The 19,899-nt window shown below is 61.2% G+C and carries 18 protein-coding genes; 13 read left to right on the top strand and 5 right to left on the bottom strand.

The window, feature by feature from the left end:
- Positions 1 to 14 precede the first annotated feature (14 nt).
- Together J3R80_RS01605 and J3R80_RS01600 are read left to right on the top strand one after the other, a co-directional pair.
- Positions 15 to 287 carry a hypothetical protein gene (locus J3R80_RS01605; protein ID WP_275392004.1) on the top strand — a complete coding sequence of 91 codons (273 nt, stop codon included), beginning with the start codon at positions 15 to 17 and terminating at the stop codon, positions 285 to 287.
- 234 nt (positions 288 to 521) lie between these two features.
- A complete protein-coding gene (locus J3R80_RS01600; RefSeq protein ID WP_275392003.1) occupies positions 522 to 2,423 on the top strand; it encodes a PhoX family phosphatase in 1,902 nt (633 codons plus the stop codon).
- Positions 2,424 to 2,590: 167 nt separating this feature from the next.
- On the opposite strand, the gene J3R80_RS01595 is transcribed toward J3R80_RS01600, so the two are convergent.
- From J3R80_RS01595 to cobA, 3 genes are all read right to left on the bottom strand, one after another.
- Positions 2,591 to 3,817, bottom strand: a complete 1,227-nt coding sequence (locus tag J3R80_RS01595) for an MFS transporter (protein WP_275392002.1) — start codon at positions 3,815 to 3,817, stop codon at positions 2,591 to 2,593.
- Positions 3,818 to 3,895: 78 nt separating this feature from the next.
- Positions 3,896 to 5,179 (bottom strand): cobyrinate a,c-diamide synthase, encoded by a 1,284-nt coding sequence (locus tag J3R80_RS01590; RefSeq protein ID WP_275392001.1) that lies wholly within the window; start codon positions 5,177 to 5,179, stop codon positions 3,896 to 3,898.
- Positions 5,179 to 6,048, bottom strand: a complete 870-nt coding sequence (cobA, locus tag J3R80_RS01585) for a uroporphyrinogen-III C-methyltransferase (RefSeq protein ID WP_275392000.1) — start codon at positions 6,046 to 6,048, stop codon at positions 5,179 to 5,181. Before cobA ends, J3R80_RS01590 begins: the two co-directional genes overlap by 1 nt.
- A 97-nt stretch (positions 6,049 to 6,145) precedes the next feature.
- Here cobA and J3R80_RS01580 point away from each other — a divergent pair, with 97 nt between their 5' ends.
- From J3R80_RS01580 to pgi, 9 genes are all read left to right on the top strand, one after another.
- Positions 6,146 to 7,198 carry a cobalt-precorrin-5B (C(1))-methyltransferase gene (locus tag J3R80_RS01580; RefSeq protein ID WP_275391999.1) on the top strand — a complete coding sequence of 351 codons (1,053 nt, stop codon included), beginning with the start codon at positions 6,146 to 6,148 and terminating at the stop codon, positions 7,196 to 7,198.
- Positions 7,195 to 7,926, top strand: a complete 732-nt coding sequence (locus J3R80_RS01575) for a precorrin-6A/cobalt-precorrin-6A reductase (protein WP_275391998.1) — start codon at positions 7,195 to 7,197, stop codon at positions 7,924 to 7,926. Before J3R80_RS01580 ends, J3R80_RS01575 begins: the two co-directional genes overlap by 4 nt.
- Positions 7,902 to 8,540, top strand: a complete 639-nt coding sequence (locus J3R80_RS01570) for a DNA-3-methyladenine glycosylase 2 family protein (RefSeq protein ID WP_275391997.1) — start codon at positions 7,902 to 7,904, stop codon at positions 8,538 to 8,540. The genes J3R80_RS01575 and J3R80_RS01570 overlap by 25 nt, the downstream gene beginning before the upstream one ends.
- Positions 8,540 to 9,220 (top strand): alpha/beta fold hydrolase, encoded by a 681-nt coding sequence (locus J3R80_RS01565; RefSeq protein ID WP_275391996.1) that lies wholly within the window; start codon positions 8,540 to 8,542, stop codon positions 9,218 to 9,220. The genes J3R80_RS01570 and J3R80_RS01565 overlap by 1 nt, the downstream gene beginning before the upstream one ends.
- 169 nt (positions 9,221 to 9,389) lie before the next feature.
- A complete protein-coding gene (locus J3R80_RS01560) occupies positions 9,390 to 9,974 on the top strand; it encodes an HNH endonuclease (RefSeq protein WP_275392250.1) in 585 nt (194 codons plus the stop codon).
- A 52-nt stretch (positions 9,975 to 10,026) separates the two neighbouring features.
- Positions 10,027 to 10,977, top strand: coding sequence for an agmatinase (speB, locus tag J3R80_RS01555; protein ID WP_275391995.1), 951 nt, complete (start codon positions 10,027 to 10,029; stop codon positions 10,975 to 10,977).
- Between the two features lie 116 nt (positions 10,978 to 11,093).
- Positions 11,094 to 12,548, top strand: a complete 1,455-nt coding sequence (gene zwf, locus J3R80_RS01550; RefSeq protein ID WP_275391994.1) for a glucose-6-phosphate dehydrogenase — start codon at positions 11,094 to 11,096, stop codon at positions 12,546 to 12,548.
- Entirely contained in the window at positions 12,545 to 13,219 is a 675-nt protein-coding gene (pgl, locus tag J3R80_RS01545) for a 6-phosphogluconolactonase (RefSeq protein WP_275391993.1), read from the top strand. Before zwf ends, pgl begins: the two co-directional genes overlap by 4 nt.
- Before the next feature lie 29 nt (positions 13,220 to 13,248).
- Positions 13,249 to 14,880: a glucose-6-phosphate isomerase gene (gene pgi, locus J3R80_RS01540; protein WP_275391992.1), complete on the top strand. Its 1,632-nt coding sequence runs from the start codon at positions 13,249 to 13,251 to the stop codon at positions 14,878 to 14,880.
- A gap of 39 nt (positions 14,881 to 14,919) precedes the next feature.
- Here the strand turns inward: pgi and J3R80_RS01535 are convergent, their stop codons facing one another.
- Both J3R80_RS01535 and J3R80_RS01530 read right to left on the bottom strand, forming a co-directional pair.
- The gene (locus tag J3R80_RS01535; protein WP_275391991.1) at positions 14,920 to 15,879 is read right to left on the bottom strand and encodes an alpha/beta hydrolase; all 960 of its coding nucleotides are present in this window, start codon (positions 15,877 to 15,879) and stop codon (positions 14,920 to 14,922) included.
- Positions 15,880 to 15,899: 20 nt separating this feature from the next.
- Positions 15,900 to 16,190, bottom strand: a complete 291-nt coding sequence (locus J3R80_RS01530; RefSeq protein ID WP_275391990.1) for an SCP2 sterol-binding domain-containing protein — start codon at positions 16,188 to 16,190, stop codon at positions 15,900 to 15,902.
- A gap of 241 nt (positions 16,191 to 16,431) precedes the next feature.
- Between J3R80_RS01530 and J3R80_RS01525 the strand changes: the two genes are divergently transcribed.
- Both J3R80_RS01525 and J3R80_RS01520 read left to right on the top strand, forming a co-directional pair.
- Complete coding sequence (locus J3R80_RS01525; RefSeq protein WP_275391989.1) at positions 16,432 to 16,968, top strand: tetratricopeptide repeat protein; 537 nt, start codon at positions 16,432 to 16,434, stop codon at positions 16,966 to 16,968.
- A 47-nt stretch (positions 16,969 to 17,015) separates the two neighbouring features.
- The gene (locus J3R80_RS01520; RefSeq protein ID WP_275391988.1) at positions 17,016 to 19,892 is read left to right on the top strand and encodes a helicase-related protein; all 2,877 of its coding nucleotides are present in this window, start codon (positions 17,016 to 17,018) and stop codon (positions 19,890 to 19,892) included.
- Positions 19,893 to 19,899 lie beyond the last annotated feature (7 nt).

The raw sequence follows: 19,899 nt of genomic DNA, 5'->3' as shown, positions 1-19,899 counted from the left end.
ACCGGAGGGGCAACATGACAGACCTCATCAAAGCCATCGACCCGCGCGGCCTGATCCGCGAAAGCTACCGCATCGAGGGGATCCGGATCGAGGAATGTCGATCCATCTTTCTGGACTGGGCGCTGTTCGACGAGCACCAGATGCCGCAGGCAGAGCGGATCAAGATGCTGCTGGCGCATTATGGCGCCGACGCGCCGGACCACCCGATGACGCGGGTGATAAAACTGGCGCTGGAGGAGGCGGCGGCGCCCAAGCGGCGTGGCGGGCGTAAAGGACGGGTGGGGTGAGCCATCCGCAGCACAGCGTGTCGAACCGGTCGGAAGAAATCGCGCGTATTGATGCGTATTGATATCGTCGCAAGATAGAACATCCGTGATTGCGCCCTTCAGGGCGCCACCCGCAAAGCATGCGCTTCGAACGGCGAGCGTCATAATGCTGTTATGCAAAGTAACAAACATGTCCGGGCCAGAAACCTGACCGTCCGAATCAATCGGACGGGCTAATCAAGCTTGGAGAATTTCATGAGAAAGCACCCTGTAGACCTTTCTGCGGACGATTGGGACGAACTTAACTTTCCGCGAGTCGAGGAAAATGACTTCGACCAAGTGGTCGAACGTGCGATTTCGCGCCGTGGATTCATGAGCAGCGTATTGGCCTTCGGTTCGGGCGCGGCTGTTATGGGCGTGGGTGTTTTCAGCAGCACCTCTGCGAAGGCTCAGGCGGCAGTATCTCGTTTTCCGTTCACCCCGATTGCTGCACAGACCGATGGGACGATCCATGTGCCGGAAGGCTATAACTGGAAGGTGATGGCACGTTGGGGCGACCCGATGTTTTCGGCGGTGGATGGGTATGACGTAGCCAATGGCGGCGTTGTCGACAACTCGGATCTGGTTTTCGGTGAAAACACCGACGGCATGGAGACTTTCTCCTTCAACGGCCGCCAATTGATCGCGATCAACCATGAATACACCAACCGCGATATCAACCTGCCCGCTGACCAAGAAGGCACGCCCAAGAACGCCGATGATGTTCTCAAGCTTCAAAACCTTCAAGGTGTCACCGTGATGGAGATTGCCGAGGGAAACAACGGTTGGGAAATCGTCAAAGACAGCTCGTTCAACAGGCGCATCACCCATAATACGCCGATGAAGATTGCAGGTCCCGCTGCAGGTCACAACCTGATGAAGACTGAGGCCGATCCGATGGGCGTCGAAGCGCTGGGAACGATGAACAATTGCGGATCGGGCAAGACGCCTTGGGGAACTTATCTGACCTGTGAAGAGAATTTTAACGGCTATTTCGGATCGACCGGAACCGCGCAGGACCAGAAATCTGCTCAGCTTGAAGAAGGGTATGATCGCTATGGTATCGGCGCCGACGGCTGGGGCTATGATTACCACAAGTGGGACGCACGCTTCGATATTTCCAAGAACCCTCACGAACCACACCGCGCGGGCTGGATCGTCGAAATCGACCCGACAGACCCTGAAAGCACACCGGTCAAGCATACCGGTCTGGGCCGCTTCAAGCATGAGAATGCCGAAGTTGTGCTCGCGACTGATGGGCGCGTCGTGGTCTATATGGGCGACGACGAGCGTGGTGAATTCGTTTACAAGTTCGTTTCTAACGGCACGTATCAGCCGGGCGGTTCGACTGAAGGGTTGTTGGACGATGGCACCCTTTACGTCGCGAAGTTCGCGGATGACGGCACGGGTGAATGGCTTGCGCTGACGCCTGAAACCACTGGAATGGAGATGGGTGAGATATTGATTTTCGCCCGTCGGGCAGGTTCTGCGGTTGGGGCAACGACCATGGACCGGCCCGAGTGGATCGCAGCGAACCCACATGCGGTCGAGGCTTATTGCTGTCTGACCAACAACAAGAACCGCGGGGTCAAACCCAATGCTGGCGGGGACGACACGTCGGTAAACGGACCGAACCCGCGAGAGACCAATCACTATGGTCAAATCGTGCGTTGGCGCCCGCATAATGATGATCATGCTGCAGATACGTTCGACTGGGATCTTTATGTCATGGCCGGCAATCCCGAGGTTTACAACAACGTCTATGGTGGGTCGGAAAACATAACCCAGGGGAACCTGTTCAACTCACCCGACGGGATGGCCTTTGACAGCAGCGGCCTGCTCTGGATCCAGACCGATGGTGATGACAGCAACGAAGATGACTTTGTCGGCATGGGGAACAACCAAATGCTTGTGGGTGATCCCGTCACGGGCGAAATAGCACGTTTCCTGACCGGGCCAAAAGGGTCCGAAGTCACGGGTTTGTGTTGGTCCAGCGACCGTCGGACCATGTTCGTCGGTATCCAGCACCCGGGCGGGGACTGGCCTGATGGCAACGGGGGCGTGCCGCGTTCGTCTGTGATTGCTGTGAAACGGGATGATAACAGCCTTGTTGGCTGATCTTGCGGACTGACCTGTAAAAGCGCCCCTGAACATGTGTTCGGGGGCGCATTTGCATCTCGTGATGTGTTCGTAATTCTCTGGCAGGGGTGTGCAGGTATCGTATCGGCCGTCAGCTATCGGACATGTCGATCACAGCGCAACTTTACCAACCATCCGTCTTGTCTTCACACCGCATCCTCCTGCGGCCTGAGCATCAGCCAGATCAGCGACGCACCTGCCAGCGCAAGGAACGGCACCATGGCGAGGTTGACGGCGTTCCAGCCCTCGACCGTCGAGCCGCCTGAGCAGTTCATCAGCCCGCCCGAAGCCAATGACGCGATGGTCACGCAGCCGAAGACGATCATGTCGTTCATGCCTTGCACGCGGCCGCGTTCCTCGGGCGCGTGGGCACCGGCGAGCATCGAGGTGGCGCCGATGAAGCCGAAGTTCCAGCCGACGCCCAGAAGGACCAGCGCGATGAAGAAGTTCTCCAGCTCGACCCCTTGCAGGGCGACAACGCCGGCCAGACCAAGGATGGCCAGCCCAATGGCGATCACCTTGCGGGTGCTGAAGCGGGTGATCAGGTGGCCGGTGAAGAAGCTGGGCACGAACATGGCCAGCACGTGGGCGGTGACGACATTGCCCGCCATGTCGGTTTCAAACCCGCAACCCACCACCGCCAAGGGGGTCGAGGTCATGACAAGGTTCATCAACGCGTAAGAGACCATGCCACAAATGATCGCGACCAGGATTACCGGGTCGCGCAGAAGCTCGCGCCGGGTGCGACCCTTGGGATCGTCGGCATGCGGTTTGGGCGGTTTGGGGATGTCCAGCCCCAGAAACAGGAAGGCCCCGACGACGTTGATCGCGATTATGGTCAGGTAAGCGCCCAGAAACGGCACGACCAGCATGTCATTGGTGGCATTGAACAACTGCGGGCCGATGATCGCCGAGGCCAGCCCCCCGGCCATCACGTAGGAAATCGCCTTGGGCCGGAACGCGGGCGAGGCTGTGTCGGCGGCGGCGAAGCGGTAAAACCCCTGTGCCGATTGATACAACCCCATCAGGAACGATCCGATCAGGAAGATGGTGAAATCCGCTTGCGTCAGGGCATAGGCGCTGATCGCGGCCCCCAGCGATCCGCCCAGCGTGCCCAGCCAGAACCCCACGCGGCGCCCGAAGGTCTGCATGACCCAGGCGACCGGATTGGCGAACACCATCGACCCGCCCACCATCAGCGAAATCGGCAGCGTCGCCCAGCAGGGGTTCGAAGCCAGCGATTGCCCCGCCAGCCCGGCCATGGTGAAGATCATCGGCATTTGCGACCCCAGAATGGCTTGCGCCAGCACAAGGATGGTCACGTTCCGCTTGGTGCGGGCATCGACGGCGGGGGGCAGGGTCGTATCACTCATGCGCATATGCGTATCTGTGGGGGGATGTTTTGACCAGACGGAAAAACCGCCTGGGACGCGGCAATTGATCGCTGTAGATCAGGCTCGGTCAATCAGGTGGGCAAAGCTGCCCGACACATGTTCGTTGATCAATCCCATGGGTGGCAGGGAGGTGCCCTCGGCGTCGGTGGCGTCAAACAGGGGGGTGCCGTTGGCGCGCAGGGTTGTCGCATAATGAAATTCATGCGCTGCCCATGTGCCGGGGAAAGGGCCGTGTGTCGTGGTCAGCGACCGATAGCCCAGATGCAGCTTGCGGCGGGCAAAGTTGGTTTCCAACTCCAGAAACCCCAGCATTTCGTGCCGCGTGCCATCCTTGTCGGTGATTGCGCGGCCCAGCGTCATGTACCCCCCGCATTCGCCATAAATGGGGCAGGCGGCGGCGCGCATGGCCGCCTTGAAGGTCCGGGCGGCGGCCAGCGTTTCAGCATGTAACTCTGGATAACCGCCGGGCAGGAAGATGAAATCTGCCTGCGGATCCGGGGCTTCATCGGCCAGAGGCGAGAAGGGCAGGATCGTCGCGCCCTCGGCCCGCCAGTCGGCCAGAATATGCGGATAAGCAAAGGCAAACGCCTGATCCGAAGCGATTGCAATGCGGGTGCCGGGCGCGCGTAAACGCGGCGCGGAGGGAGGGCAAGGGGGCATCGGGCCGCTCAGTGCCACAAGGGCGTCAAGGTCCACCGTTTCGGCTACCGCATCCGCGACGCGATCCAGATAAGCCTGCAAGTCCGGGTGTTCGCCTGCCTGCACCAATCCCAGATGGCGCGAGGGATGTTCCATTCCGGCTTGACGGTGAACCGCGCCCAAAATGGCGATCCGGCTGTCGCGCAAGGCGCTGCGCAGCATCGTCTCGTGGCGTGGACTGCCCACATTGTTCAGGATCACCCCGGCCACGGTCACATCGGGATCGTGCCCGGCAAAGCCTGCGACCAGCGGTGCAACGGAATGGGCCAGCCGCGCACAATCGACGACCATCACAACGGGCAGACCAAGTTGGCGGGCAAGGTCGGCAGTCGCGCCGCGCCCCTGCGGTGGCGCACCGTCGAACAACCCCATCGCGCCTTCGATCAGCAAAAGCTCGGCGGCGTCCCCGGCCAAAGCATGGATGCGCGCAGGCGACATGGCCCAGGCGTCCAGATTGGGACACTCCCGCCCGCAGGCCGCGGCGTGGAAGCGTGGGTCGATATAGTCGGGGCCGGATTTTGCGCCGCTGACATCCACGCCACGTCGCGACAAGGCGCGCAGAAGGCCGAGCGTCAGCGTGGTCTTCCCGCTGCCTGAGGACGGCGCGGAGAGGATCAGACCCCTCTGACCCAAGCGGGCCATCAGCGATCCTCGGCCGGGCGGCCACGACCCAGCGGGTCGGTATTGCGCGGCTGCATCCCTGCCGCGAGGGCCTGCCAGTCCAACACCTGACGCATCAGAACAGCCCGACCGACGCAGATGATGGCCGGGGCCTCGATCCCGTCGCGCGCGGCGTCCTCGACGCAGGTGCCAAGGGTGGTTTCCAGAACGCGCTGGTCGGGTGTCGTGGCGTTCGAGGTGATCGCGACGGGTTCCTCAGCCGGGCGACCGGCGCCGATCAGGGCAGAGCGTATCCGGTCCAGATGTTTCATGCCCATGTAGATCACGATCACCTGCGACCCGCGCGCGATCGCGGCCCAGTCCAGCGATCCGGGCGTATCGCCCGACTGATCATGCCCGGTCACAAAGGTCACCGACTGGTTTACATCGCGATGGGTGACGGGGATGCCCGCATAGGCCAGCCCGCCGATCCCCGCCGAGATGCCGGGAATGATGCGGATCGGTACGCCGTGTTGCACAAGTGTCTGGCCCTCTTCACCGCCGCGCCCAAAGACGAAGGGATCGCCGCCTTTCAGGCGCAGCACCTTCTTGCCCGCACGCGCCAGATCGACAAGTTGCAACGAGATGTCGCGTTGTTTGGCAGACGGCTTGCCGCCCCGTTTGCCAGCATAGATCACCTCGGCCTCAGGACGTGCCCAGGACAGGATTTCCGGGGCCACCAGCGCGTCATGGACGATCACATCGGCCTGAGACAAGGCGTTGACGGCGTGGATGGTCAGCAGGCCCGGATCACCGGGGCCGGCGCCCACCAGCCAGACCCATCCCGGCTGCATCTGCGGCCAGTCGGTGCCCGGCAATCTGGGCGCGGTATATGTCTGCGAGTCGGTCATGCGCTTCTTATGCACCGGACCGCAGGGGACGAAAAGCGTCGATGCGACCTCAATCGGTGGATTGGCGGCGCGCAGAGCGCGGCTTATAGTCGGCGCGATGAACAGCGATTTGCCCCCGAAACTGCGCCGCGGCTGGACCACGGGCGCCTGCGCCACCGCAGCCGTCAAGGCAGCGTTGCAGGGGCTGTGGGGGAATGGTTTGCCCGATCGGGTGACGATCACCCTGCCGAAAGGCGAAACCCCGACATTCACGATCGAAGAAGCCGCGCAAGGTGAGGGTTGGGCCGAGGCCGCGATCATCAAGGATGCGGGGGATGACCCGGACGTGACCCACGGCGCCCTGATCCGCGCGCGGGTCGAGATGGGCAAGACCGGGCAGGGCATCCGCTTTCTGGCGGGCGAGGGTGTGGGCATTGTCACAAAGCCCGGCCTGCCCATTCCACCCGGAGAACCCGCCATCAATCCCGTGCCGCGCCAGATGATGAAATGGATCATCCACGAAGCGGCCGATGCGTTTGGTCAAAGCCCCGATCTGGATGTCACGATTTCCGTGAGGAACGGCGCGGAACTTGCTGAAAAGACGTGGAATCCCCGGTTGGGCATCAAGGGCGGGCTGTCGATCCTCGGCACCACGGGGATCGTGCGGCCGTTTTCCTGTGCGGCATGGATCGCCTCGATCCATCGGGGCATTGACGTGGCCCGTGCCGAAGGCCTGACCCATGTGGCAGGCTGCACGGGGGCGACGTCAGAACGGGTTGTGCAGGCGCTTTATGGCCTACCGGATGGTGCCATGCTTGATATGGGGGATTTTGTTGGAGGATTGTTGAAATACCTTGCGCGGCACCCGATCCAGCGCGCGACCATTGGCGGAGGTATTGGAAAATTGACGAAACTGGCCCAAGGCGCACGCGATCTGCATTCCGGTCGCAGTCAGGTGGATTTTGAGATGCTCGCCAGTTGGTTGAACGATCCGACCATCAAAGATATGAATACTGCCCTGGAAGTATATGAAAAGCATGGGCAAAAGATGGTTGATATGATCACCCCGAAGGCGCGAGACGAGGGGGTGAAAATGTTGCGGAATGCCGATGTGACCCTTGATGTAGTGATGATTGACCGACAAGGCGCGGTGATCGGACGGGCGTCGTGAAAATCCTTCTGATGGCAGGCACGAGCGAGGCGCGTGCAGTCGCTGACCGTCTGGCTGCAGACGGCATTGATGCGCTCGCCTCAATGGCTGGTGTCACCGACGAGCCGAGATTGTACCCAATCCAGACCCGCAGGGGCGGCTTTGGCGGTGAAGACGCGCAAGAGCGTTTTATGATAACCGGCAAATTCGATACCGTGATCGATGCAACGCACCCTTTTGCGACCCGGATCTCCAGCAGAACCCTAGCCATTGCCCGCCGGCTTGGGCTGCGATATCTGCGTGTGTTGCGTCCCGCCTGGCAGGCGCAGGACGGCGATATCTGGTACAATGTCACGACGCGGGAAGATGTCGAAAAACGGGTTCCCAAAGGCGCGCGCGTTTTTCTGGCGACAGGGGCGCAATCCATTGATGAATGGTCCGAATTGGCCAAAGGCAGAACGCTGTTTTGCAGGCGCGTGGACCGCACCAATGATCCCTTTCCCTATGAGGGCAGTTGGATCATCGGACAGCCGCCCTTCGTATTGGCCTATGAGATGCGGTTGATGAAAACCTATGCAATTGATTGGGTTGTGGCACGTAATTCAGGTGGTCCAACCCGTGCGAAACTTGATGCAGCGCGTGCTTTAGGGCGCCCTGTGGCCCTGCTTGAACGCCCGCCGATGTTGGATTGTGACCATGTGGAAACCCCGGATGAGGCGCTGGCGTGGCTGACCAAGCAGGACGCCTGATCCACGGGTCGGACTGTCTGCGCGAAGGGGCGGATTGGTTGTGCGCGGCGGAACCAGCCTTCCGGCACGTGTGTGATCGCATTGACGACATTCCGTTGCGCCTGCGCGATGACGGGTTCGGGGCGCTGATGTTTGCCATTGTCGGCCAGCAGGTTTCGACGGCCTCTGCTGCTGCAATCTGGTCACGGGTCGAGCAGGCGGGAATGGTACGGCCCGAGGTGGTCGCCGCCGCCAGCCACGAAGAACTGGCTGCATTGGGACTGTCCCGGCCCAAGATCCGCTATGCCCACGCTTTGGCTGGGGCAGGGATCGACTATACGGCCTTGCGGGTTATGCCCACGGATCTGGTTGTCACCACGCTGACCTCGGTGCCCGGGATCGGGATGTGGACGGCCGAGATCTATGCGCTTTTCGCGCTGGCGCGCGCGGATGTCTTTCCGGCGGGGGATCTGGCCTTGCAGGAAGCGGCAAAACTGTTGTTTGACCTGCCGGAACGCCCGAAGGAAAAAGAGATGCGATCGCGTGCCCTTGCATGGACACCGTGGAGAGGCGTTGCGGCCCGACTGCTCTGGGCCTATTACCGTCTTGAAAAGCAACGCGAAGGGATCCGCTGATGAACCGAATACTGGATGTGAAACGCCGCCCCGCGGCCTCGGGCAACACCAAATCGGTTGTGGTTTTTTTGCACGGCTATGGCGCGGATGGGGCGGACCTTCTTGGGTTGGCGGATCCGTTGTCGGAACATCTGCCAGACACGGTTTTCATCGCGCCGGACGCGCCCGAGAAATGCGCGGGCAACCCGTTCGGGTTCCAGTGGTTTCCCATCCCGTGGCTTGACGGGTCGTCGGAAGAAGACAGCATGAACGGCGCAAATCAGGCCGCGCGGGATATTGACGCCTTTCTGGATCAAGTGCTTGAAGACGAGGGGATAAACCCAGATCAGCTCATTGTTTTCGGGTTTTCGCAAGGCACGATGATGGCGTTGCGTGTGATCCCGCGTCGGGATGAGCCGATTGCCGGCATCGTCGCGTTTTCGGGAAGGATGCTGGAGCCCGACCAATATGCCGACCACATCAAGTCCAAGCCGCCCGTGCTGTTGGTGCATGGCGATCAGGACGACATGGTGCCGCCGGGCCATTTCTCGGAAAGCGGGGAAATCCTTCAGGCCAACGGGTTTGAGACCTATGGCTTCATCATGAAGGGCACCGGGCACGGGATTGCGATGGACGGATTGTCTGTCGCGCTGAGCTTCATTCAGGACAAGCTGGGGATTGCACCCGCTGAACAGAATTAGACGCTCCTGTCATATCACTGACACAGACCGCCTTCATACCTGCGTTACCCCAACATGATGGGGCTTGTCAGGTTGATCATCCTATATATAGTCAACCTAAGAGCATGGGGCGGGCGTCCCCGCCCCGATGGCCTGATCAAAGGCCTATACCGGCGAGGATTGACGCGTGATGGATGGCGATTTCAGAACAGAGTTTGTGCGCGAGGGCGGCGGGGTCAAGACCAATGCGGCCCTTGTGCTCAATGCCGATTACAGGCCCTTGTCCTATTATCCCCTATCCCTGTGGCCGTGGCAGGAGGCGGTGAAAGCCGCTGTGCTGGACCGGGTCGATATATTGGCCGAATATGACGAGGTGGTCCGAAGCCCGTCGCTTGAGATACGAATACCCTCCGTTGTTGTCCTGAAAGACTATGTCAAACCTCAAAAGCGCGTGGCCTTCACGCGCTTTAATCTTTTTTTGAGGGACGAGTTTTGTTGCCAGTATTGCGGGGCCAAGGGCGATCTGACCTTCGATCACGTTGTGCCGCGCGCTGCGGGTGGGGTCACCAGCTGGGAAAATGTCGTTGCGGCCTGTCAGAAGTGCAATCTGCGCAAAGGGTCCAAACCGTTGCGGCTTTCCGGGCTGAATTTGCGCAAACCTCCGCGCCAACCCGCAGCGGAGGAGCTGCGCAATATCGGGCGCAAATTCCCGCCGGGCCATCTGCATGAAAGCTGGATGGACTTCCTGTATTGGGATGCCGAACTCGATGCGTGACGGATTTCGCACAAGGCGTTAGCCTGCGATCCTATAAAAGGGAGGCTTCGCCATGTCTGATCCGTTCTTCACGCCTATTTCCGGATTCGATTTGCCGAGGTTCGCGGGCGTGCCGACCTTCATGCGCCTGCCATATGTCGATTTCGACCATCCCAGATTTTCCGAGGTGCAGATCGGGTTGATCGGCGCGCCCTGGGACGGGGGCACAACAAACCGCCCCGGCCCGCGTCATGGCCCACGCCAGTTGCGGGACATGTCCACCATGATCCGCGCGCAAAACGGTGCGACCGGCGTGCGCCCGTTCGAGGCCGCGAATTGCGCCGATCTTGGTGATGTGGCTCCAAACCCCGCCGATTTGATGGACAGCTTGCAACGGATGGAAAACTTCTATGGCCGGGTGAAGGCGGCGGGTGTCCGCCCGCTGACCGCCGGGGGCGACCATCTGTGCACTTTGCCGATTCTTCGGGCGCTGGCCAAGGAAGCGCCTTTGGGTATGATCCATTTCGACAGCCACACGGATCTGTATCATTCCTATTTCGATGGTACGATGTTCACCCATGGGACGCCCTTCCGCCGCGCGGTGGAGGAGGGGCTTCTGGACCCGCTGCGCGTGGTCATGATCGGGATCCGCGGCACGGCCTATGACAATGAAGACCGGGATTTTGCCGAAAGCGTCGGCATCCGGGTGATCCCGATCGAGGAGTTTCACAAGCGTGGGGTGGCCGATGTGATGGCGGAGGCGCGCGACATCGCGGGGCAGGGCGACACCTATGTCAGCTATGACATCGACTTTGTTGACCCCGCCTTTGCGCCCGGAACTGGCACACCCGAGGTCGGCGGCCCAAACTCGTTTCAGGCCATCGACGTGGTGCGCGAGTTGAAAGGCGTCAAGATCGCTGGTGCCGATCTGGTCGAGGTATCGCCACCTTTCGACGCCTCGGGTGCGACCGCCTATCTGGGCGCGTCAATCATGTTTGAACTTCTGTGCGTGATGACCGCCTAACGCTTGATCGCCCCACTTTTGCTTGAGATGGGGGCGATGAATGCTAGACTTTGCGGCGCGAGGCGGGTAGAAGCCGTCACAGAACCCGTTAGCGCTAACAGAAGTTGGAGAAACCCATGGTCTCGCGCGTCATTCCCGTCGACCCCTTTGATCTTGTGATTTTCGGGGGCACCGGCGACCTTGCCCGCCGGAAGATCCTGCCCGGTCTGTACCGGCGCCATCTGGACGGCCAGATGCCGGATGACGCCCGGATTATCGGGGCCGCGCGCGGGGATATGGACACGGACGGCTATCGCGTGTTCGTCGAAAGCGCTGTGCGCGAGTTCGTGTCCAAGAAAAAATGCGACCCCAAGGTGCTGAAGGCGTTTCTGGAACGGCTGGATTTCGTTCAGCTTGACGCGATGGGTGAACAGGGGTGGTCCGATCTGAAGGCTGCTGTGCGGCATGACGCGGTGCAGGCGTTCTATTTCTCGGTTGGGCCAAGCCTGTTTGGCGCCATCGCCGAACGGCTGCACATCCACGGGATCGCCGGGCCCGAGGCGCGCATCGTGGTCGAAAAACCCTTTGGCCACGACGAAGCAACGGCACGGGCGCTGAACAACACTTTGGCGCAGCATTTCGACGAACATCAGATTTACCGGATCGACCATTACCTGGGCAAGGAAACGGTCCAGAACCTCATGGCCCTGCGGTTCGGCAACATGCTGTTTGAACCGCTGTGGAATGCGCAATACGTGGATCACATCCAGATCACCGTGGCCGAAACGGTGGGTGTCGAAGGGCGTGGCAGCTATTATGACAAATCTGGCGCGATGCGCGACATGGTGCAGAACCACCTGATGCAGCTTCTGTGTCTGACCGCGATGGAGCCGCCATCGAAATTCGAGCCGAACGCGGTGCGGGATGAAAAGCTGAAGATCATTCGCGCGCTTGATCCGGTCGCCACCGATGACATCGTGCGCGGGCAGTATCGCGGCAATGACGATGTGGCCTCCTATCTTGAAGATGCGGAAACCGATGCCAGCACCACGGAAAGTTTCGTGGCGATGAAGCTGCATATCTCGAACTGGCGGTGGAACGGCACGCCGTTCTATCTGCGCACCGGTAAGCGGATGCGCGGGCGGATGTCCGAGATCGTCGTGCGCTTCAAGGAACCGCCGCATTCGATCTTCGAAGAAGATACCGGCCAGTCCGCCAACGAGCTGTCGATCCGCCTGCAACCGAATGAAGGCATGGACCTGAAGGTCACGATCAAGGAACCGGGGCCGGGGGGCATGCGCCTGATCGACGTGCCGCTGGACATGACCTTTGCCGAGGCATTGGGCGAAGAAGCCGCCGATGCGCCCGACGCTTATGAGCGGCTGATCATGGACGTGATCCGGGGCAACCAGACTCTGTTCATGCGTGGGGACGAGGTCGAGGCCGCCTGGGCCTGGACCGACCCGATCATTGCCGGGTGGGAAGATCGGGGCGACAAGCCCAAGCGTTACGACCCGTTCTCGACGGGACCGGAAGAGGCGCTTATGCTGCTGCACAAGGATGGTCGCCGCTGGAGGGAGATCCGCGAATGAAACTGGTCGAATACGCCGATCGCGACATGATGATGCTGGATCTGGCCGACAAGATCGCGTCCGAATTGTCGCGGGCGTTGGACCATCAGGATCGCGCTGCACTGGCCGTGCCCGGTGGGACAACACCCGGACCCGTCTTTGATGCGCTATCAGGCGTCGATCTGGACTGGGCGCGGGTGGATGTGATGCTGACCGACGAGCGTTGGGTGCCTGAAGATCACCCACGATCAAACACCGCGCTGTTAAAATCCCGCTTGCTTGTGGACAAGGCAGCCGAAGCCCGTCTTATTCCGCTCTTCGGTGGCTCGGCCGCACCTGAAGACTGCCTGACGACCCTGACCAAGGGCGTTCAGGATGCAATGCCGCTTTCCGTGGTGCTCTTGGGCATGGGCGAGGATATGCACACGGCCAGCCTGTTTCCGGGGGCTGATCGTCTGTCTGACGCGCTGTCGGCCAAGGCTCCCGCGTTGCTCCCGATGCGCGCGCCGGGGGCGGAGGAGCCGCGCATGACATTGACCGCGCCGGTTTTGAATGGTGCCATGTCGAAACATTTGCTGATCATGGGCGACGGCAAGCGCAATGCGCTGGCCGCTGCCATCGACGCGGATGACGCGTTCGATGCCCCCATCAAGGCGGTTTTGACAGATATGACGGTTCACTGGGCCGCCTGACACCGGCCAGATTTTTTTGGGGGAAGATCATGAGTTTCAACGAGTTGAAAGCCTATCGTGCAGCCAATGACGAGCGTGGTATCTCTGACCTGTTTGCCGATGCCACGCGGGCTCAATCCTTCTCGACACAGGCGTTGGGGCTGGTGTTTGACTGGTCCAAGACCGCCCTTGATGATGACGGTGTGAACCTGCTTCTGGCGCTGGCCGACGAAGCGCAGGTGGCCACGCGGCGGTCGGCCATGTTTTCGGGTGAGAAGATCAACCTGACCGAGGATCGCGCGGTCTTGCACGTGGCGCTGCGCGCAGGCGGCGATACCCGGATCGAGGTGGACGGCACCGATGTCATCCCCGAAGTGCACGAGACATTGGCGCGGATGAGGGACTTTGCCTCGCGCCTGCGGTCGGGCCAGATCCGTGCGCCGGGGGGCGGGCGGTTTCGCGATGTGGTGAATATCGGGATCGGCGGGTCGGATCTCGGCCCCGCGATGGCCACGCTGGCCTTGTCGCCCTATCACGATGGGCCGCGTGTGCATTTTGTCTCGAACGTCGACGGGGCGCAGATCGCGGATGTGCTTGACGGTTTGAACCCGGCTGAAACTCTGGTGATCGTGGCATCCAAGACGTTTACCACGATAGAAACAATGACCAACGCCGCCACGGCCCGCAACTGGCTGGCGCGCGAGGTCGGCCAGGCGGCTGTGGGCCTGCATTTTGCGGCGTTGTCGTCAAATTTGAACAAGACCGCCGAATGGGGCATCGCGGATGAACGTGTCTTCGGGTTCGAAGACTGGGTGGGCGGCCGTTATTCGATGTGGGGGCCGATTGGTCTGTCGCTGATGATCGCCATCGGCCCGGACCGGTTTGACCAGATGCTTGAAGGTGCCCGCTTGATGGACGAGCATTTCTGCCAGGCACAGGGTCGCGACAACATGCCCCTGATGCTGGCCCTGGTGGGGATCTGGCACCGGCAGGTCTGCGGTTATCCCACCCGTGCGGTTCTGCCTTACGAGCAACGGCTGGCGCGGTTGCCTGCCTATCTTCAGCAGTTGGAGATGGAAAGCAACGGCAAGCGTGTCGCGCTGGACGGCAGTCCGCTGGACGAGGTGTCCGGCCCCGTGGTTTGGGGTGAACCCGGCACCAACGGGCAGCATGCCTTCTATCAGCTGATCCATCAGGGCACTGACATCATCCCGTGTGAATTCATGGTTGGGGCGTCCGGGCACGAGCCGGAACTGGACCACCAGCACCGGCTGTTGATGGCCAATTGTCTGGCGCAGTCTCAGGCCTTGATGCAGGGCCGGTCGCTTGAGGTCGCGCGCGAAATGATGAAGGCGCAGGATTTCGAGGGCGACGAGTTGGAAAGGCAAGCCCGCCACCGGGTGTTTCCGGGCAATCGGCCATCGACCACGCTCTTGTATCCCAAGCTGACGCCCGAGGTGTTGGGCCAGATCATCGCGCTTTACGAACACCGTGTGTTTGTCGAGGGGGTGATCCTTGGCCTCAACTCGTTTGACCAATGGGGCGTTGAGCTTGGGAAGGAGCTTGCCGTCGCGTTGGAGCCGGTGGTGTCCGGTGCTGCGGATGGGGCCGAACTTGACGGATCAACCCGCGCTTTGGTGGCACATCTGCACGCGATGAAGAAAAGCCGGACGGTGACCTAGACCGCCGCGGATCACCGACGAATGCGAGGAGGGGCGAGGTCAAGCTGCCGTGCTGGTGCTTCGCCCTTTGGCCAGGTCTTCGATCGCGTCGTAAACCTTTCCACGCACATCCGGGGCTTCCATGATCACCTCGTGCTCAAGCCCCTGCAGGATTTCAAGCCGCCCGTTTGGCCAGCGCGCCATCAGCGCCTGTATCGGAGCGGGTTCGACAATGCGTTCGTTCGTGCCCAACCATGTCACCGCAAGCACGTTCGGAGCCGGCATGCGGGCAAGGGCGCGCATTTCCGACAGCGCGGCAAACAACCAGCCAGCGGTCGGGCCACCCAGCGTCAACTCGGGATGGGTATTGGCCTGGTGGCGCATCATGTCCCACATCTGACGATCGGTGGTCAGCATGTTGCCTTCGAACGCCTCGGCCAGCACATAGGTCTGGCGTACGGTGCCGGGGGACAGGGCCAGCTTCCACGGGCTTCGGTGTAAAGCCCAGGAAAGGCCCCAGGCCAGCGGGCGAACGGGTTTGGACATGATGATGCCCCACATCGGTGCGCTGAAACAGGCACCGGTCACATCCAGACCGTTGTGCAATGCGCGCAGCCCGATGCAGCCGCCCATGGAATGGGCCAACATGGTGAAAGGGCGCGGCAGATCAAGCTCTTCTGCCAGCGCCATCATCTGTGCAAGATCAAGCTGGTATTCGTCGAAATGGCCCACGTGACCCAGCGCGCGTTCGTCATCGGGCCGGTCGGCCAGCCCTTGACCACGCCAGTCGATGGTCAAAGTGTCGAAACCGCGTTCCGCCAGTTCGGCGGCGGTCAGCCCATATTTCTCGATGTATTCCGTGCGGCCGGGGAACAACAGAACCGTCCCGCGTGTGGGCGATCCGTCCTTCCGTGGCCAATGTGCCAGACGCACGCGCACATCGTCCGACGCTTCGCGCCAAAAGGCGCGGCCTCCGGGCGGACCTTTGGCAACATCGTTGAACAGCGGTGCGTCTGACATGTCTTGTCCTTGGTGTGGGATCAGCCCAGAGCCGCGCCCAGCTGCATCGCCATACCCATATCGCCGTCCACCGACAGTTTGCCGGTCATAAAGGCCGTTGTCGGGTTCATCTCGCCCGACAGCATCTCCTGAAACACGTCGGTGTCGGCGGTCAGGGTGACATCGGCGTCTTCGTCGCCCGCCCGCGCGCCATTGCCGTCGACGATGATCGACCCGGCGCCGTTCAGTACGAATTTCGCCGTGCCGCCGTCAAAGCCGCCATCCATTTTTTCATTCAGGGCGGCCACTGCCGCATTGATCACGTCACTCACGTGGTATCCTCCGTTTTCTGCCCGTTTGGGCGTCAGCATCGCAGGGATGCTAACGCAGTGTTGACGCTGGCGTAAATCGCTTTTCGGTGAAGTGACGCTCGGGAATGTTGCCCCTGGCGCGAAAATTGGCCGGTTGCACGGGAATGTGTCTGTCGAACAAGCGCGGTTCTGCTAGAGTTTCGGTATGGTTCGCTCACGTCTCATTGTTGCGTCGATTCTTGCGCTGTTCGCTGGTCTTCCGATGTCCGGAGCAGCCCAATCCCCTGAACCGTCGCTAAGCGCGCCTGGCACCACCCAGCCCGAAACTGATCCGCTAGAGCGTCTTTTCGCATTGCTTGCGGATGCCGATGACAGCAATTGGAAGGCGCTTGAGGATGAGATCTGGGAGCTTTGGTCGCAGTCCGGATCAGATGCATTCGACCTGCTGCTGGAGCGTGGCCGCAAGGCGATGGATGACGGCGATTTCGATGTTGCAATCGAACACCTGAGCGCGCTGACCGATCACGCCCCGGATTTCGCCGAAGGTTGGAACGCCCGCGCCACGGCGTTCTATCTGTCCGGACGGTTGGGGTTGTCGCTGGATGATATTGCGCGTGTGCTTGTGCTTGAGCCGCGCCATTTCGGCGCCCTGTCGGGTTTGGGGATCATTCTTGAGGAACTGGGCGACGATCGGGGCGCGTTGGAAGCCTATCGCCATTCCCTTGCTATACATCCCCAAAATCCCCGCATAAAAGAAGCGGTGAAACGGCTTGAAATGGGGGCCGGGCGGGATATCTGAACGGAACGGGCGCGCTGCGCCCACCGATACGGACGGAAGGGCAGAACATGGTCTCGGACAGCGCGCGGGGTGGCGCGCGGATCACTGCCGTGCTTGGCCCGACCAACACCGGCAAAACTCACTATGCTCTGGATCGGATGCTGGGTTATCGCACTGGCATCATCGGCCTGCCTCTGCGCCTTTTGGCGCGCGAGGTTTATGACAAGCTGGTCGCGCTGCGTGGACCCAATGTGGTGGCGCTGGTCACGGGCGAAGAACGGATCGTGCCGGAGCGCGCGCAATACTGGGTGGCCACGGTCGAGGCGATGCCGCTGGGAACGGGCGCCGATTTCGTTGCCATCGACGAAATACAGCTTTGCGCGGACCCGGAACGCGGCCACGTGTTTACCGACCGGCTTCTGCACATGCGCGGCACGCAGGAAACCCTGTTCATGGGGTCCGACACAATGCGCAGCGCCATCGCGGGTTTGGTGCCCGAGGTTCAGTTTCTGTATCGTGAGCGGTTCTCTGAACTGGTCCATGCCGGATCGAAAAAGCTTAGCCGGATGCCGGGACGGTCGGCGATTGTCGGCTTCTCGGTTGATAACCTCTATGCCATCGCCGAACTGATGCGCCGCCAGAAGGGCGGGGTGGCCGTGGTCATGGGCGCGCTGTCGCCCCGCACCCGCAATGCGCAGGTCGAAATGTACCAGAGCGGTGAGGTCGATTACCTGATCGCCACCGATGCCATCGGCATGGGGCTGAACCTTGATATCGACCATGTGGCGTTCTCGGCCCTGTCGAAATTCGACGGGCACAGGATGCGCCAGCTTGCCCCGAATGAACTGGCCCAGATTGCCGGGCGGGCAGGGCGCTATATGAAACACGGCTCATTCGGGGTGACGGGCGAGGCTGCTCCGCTGCCCGACGAGGTGGCCGAGGCGATCACGTCGCATTCCTTCACGCCGGTGCGCAAACTGTGCTGGCGCAACGCCGATCTGGCCTTTGGCAGCGTCCCGGCGCTTATCCGCTCATTGGAGATGCCGACGACAAAAGACCGCCTGACCCGCGCCCGCGATGCCGACGACCTTGTCGCCCTGAAGATGTTGTCCGAAGATGCCGAGGTCGTGGCGCGCGCCAGCGACGGGCGGTCCGTCGGGTTGTTGTGGGACATCTGCCGGTTGCCGGATTTTCGCGGGATCAGCCATGCAGAGCACGCCGCCCTGATCACCGGACTGTTTCGTGACATCCACGAATATGGGCGGGTGCGGGAAGACTGGTTTGCCCGACAGGTCAAGCGGATCGACCGCCCCGACGGCGAGATTGATACCCTTTCCAAGCGGTTGGCCTATATTCGCACTTGGACATATGTGGCACAGCGCCGCGACTGGTTGGATGATGTTGCCCATTGGCGCGGCGAGACTCGTGCTGTAGAAGATCGCCTGTCGGATGCGTTACACAGCGCCCTGACCAAAAGATTTGTAGATCGCCGCACGTCCGTGTTGCTGCGGCGGTTGAAACAGAAGGAGAGCCTCGTGGCTGACGTGAATGACAAAGGTGAAGTGACGGTTGAAGGGCAATTCGTTGGCCGGTTGAACGGATTTCAGTTCAATCAGGACAGTGCCCAAAGCCCGGAAGAGGCGAAAACCCTGCGGGCGGCCAGCCTGAAGGCGCTTGCGCCCGAGTTTCACTTGCGTGCGGACCGGTTCTATAACGCCCCTGACACCGAACTGGATTTCACCGAACAGGGTGGGCTGATGTGGGGCGAACTCGCCGTCGGCAAGCTGGTCAAGGGTGACGAGCTTCTGAAACCGCGTGTTCAGGCCTTTGTTGATGAAGAGGCCGGCACCGATGTCGCCGAGAAGGTCGCGCGCCGTTTGCAGCATTTCATCGACCGTAAAGTGCAGGCGCTGTTTGAACCGCTGACCAGCATTGAAAAGGACGAGTCGCTGACAGGCCTGGCCCGTGGCTTTGGTTTTCGCATGATCGAGGCGCTTGGTATCATCCCACGCGATAAGGTGGCACAGGACGTCAAGGATCTGGATCAGGATGCCCGATCTGCCCTGCGCAAGCACGGCGTTCGTTTCGGTCAGTTCACCATTTTCATGCCGCTGCTTCTGAAACCTGCGCCCACTCGTTTGCGTCTGGTCTTGGATAGCTTGTTCAAAGACTTGTCCGAGTTTCCTGAATCGCCCCCGCCCGGTCTTGTGACCATTCCCGTGGTCGATGGCGCGGATCACTCGGCCTATATGTTGGCGGGGTATCGCCCCGCAGGTGCACGCGCGATCCGGATCGATATGCTGGAGCGTCTGGCCGACCAGCTGCGTGCTGAAGACAGCCGTGGCGGGTTCGAAGCCAAGGCCGACATGCTGTCGATCACCGGCATGACGCTGGAACAGTTCGCCGACCTGATGCAGGGGCTTGGCTATAAGGCCGACAAGGGCGAACGGGTGAAGGTAAAAGCACCGGTGGCCGAAGCTGAGGTGAAGGCCGATGGTGGAACGCCCGACGAAGTGCCGGGGCAGGCGCCTGCGGAAACTCCCGCCGAAAACCCGACCGAGGTTCCGGCCGAGCCACCGGTCGAAGTGCCGGTTGAGCAACCCGGAGGAACACCGTCTGAGCCGCCCGCAGAGGCGTCGGCAGAAACCTCTGCGGATGACGCGGAAGCCCCGGAAACCGAAGTGTATTATACGTTCACATGGGGTGGATTTGGCCGCGCTCGTGGTGGCAAGCCACGCGGCGACCGTGCACAGGGTGACCGGCCGAGGGGCAAACAATCGGGCAAACCGGGCGGAAAACAAGGTGGTAAGCCTGGGCGCGGCGGTCCGCGCAAAGGGCCACGTGACAACAAGCCCAAAAGCTATCAGTCCGGTCCGCGGAAAGAAAAAGCCATCGACCCGGATAATCCCTTCGCCGCCCTGCTGGCGTTGAAGGAAAAGAACTGATTGCCGG

It is taken from the genome of Aliiroseovarius sp. Z3 (genome assembly GCF_029105185.1).
Classification (GTDB): Bacteria; Pseudomonadota; Alphaproteobacteria; order Rhodobacterales; family Rhodobacteraceae; genus Aliiroseovarius.
The sequence above is the reverse complement of the archived record's forward strand: the minus strand, read 5'-3'. Positions and strand labels throughout refer to the sequence as shown.

Bases quoted from the DNA above. Each gene is read 5' to 3' on its own strand.
- J3R80_RS01605 (WP_275392004.1), top strand. From the start codon at position 15: ATGACAGACCTCATCAAAGCCATCGACCCGCGCGGCCTGATCCGCGAA.
- J3R80_RS01600 (WP_275392003.1), top strand. From the start codon at position 522: ATGAGAAAGCACCCTGTAGACCTTTCTGCGGACGATTGGGACGAACTT.
- J3R80_RS01595 (WP_275392002.1), bottom strand. From the start codon at position 3,817: ATGAGTGATACGACCCTGCCCCCCGCCGTCGATGCCCGCACCAAGCGG.
- J3R80_RS01590 (WP_275392001.1), bottom strand. From the start codon at position 5,179: ATGGCCCGCTTGGGTCAGAGGGGTCTGATCCTCTCCGCGCCGTCCTCA.
- cobA (WP_275392000.1), bottom strand. From the start codon at position 6,048: ATGACCGACTCGCAGACATATACCGCGCCCAGATTGCCGGGCACCGAC.
- J3R80_RS01580 (WP_275391999.1), top strand. From the start codon at position 6,146: ATGAACAGCGATTTGCCCCCGAAACTGCGCCGCGGCTGGACCACGGGC.
- J3R80_RS01565 (WP_275391996.1), top strand. From the start codon at position 8,540: ATGAACCGAATACTGGATGTGAAACGCCGCCCCGCGGCCTCGGGCAAC.
- J3R80_RS01560 (WP_275392250.1), top strand. From the start codon at position 9,390: ATGGATGGCGATTTCAGAACAGAGTTTGTGCGCGAGGGCGGCGGGGTC.
- speB (WP_275391995.1), top strand. From the start codon at position 10,027: ATGTCTGATCCGTTCTTCACGCCTATTTCCGGATTCGATTTGCCGAGG.
- zwf (WP_275391994.1), top strand. From the start codon at position 11,094: ATGGTCTCGCGCGTCATTCCCGTCGACCCCTTTGATCTTGTGATTTTC.
- pgl (WP_275391993.1), top strand. From the start codon at position 12,545: ATGAAACTGGTCGAATACGCCGATCGCGACATGATGATGCTGGATCTG.
- pgi (WP_275391992.1), top strand. From the start codon at position 13,249: ATGAGTTTCAACGAGTTGAAAGCCTATCGTGCAGCCAATGACGAGCGT.
- J3R80_RS01535 (WP_275391991.1), bottom strand. From the start codon at position 15,879: ATGTCAGACGCACCGCTGTTCAACGATGTTGCCAAAGGTCCGCCCGGA.
- J3R80_RS01525 (WP_275391989.1), top strand. From the start codon at position 16,432: ATGTCCGGAGCAGCCCAATCCCCTGAACCGTCGCTAAGCGCGCCTGGC.
- J3R80_RS01520 (WP_275391988.1), top strand. From the start codon at position 17,016: ATGGTCTCGGACAGCGCGCGGGGTGGCGCGCGGATCACTGCCGTGCTT.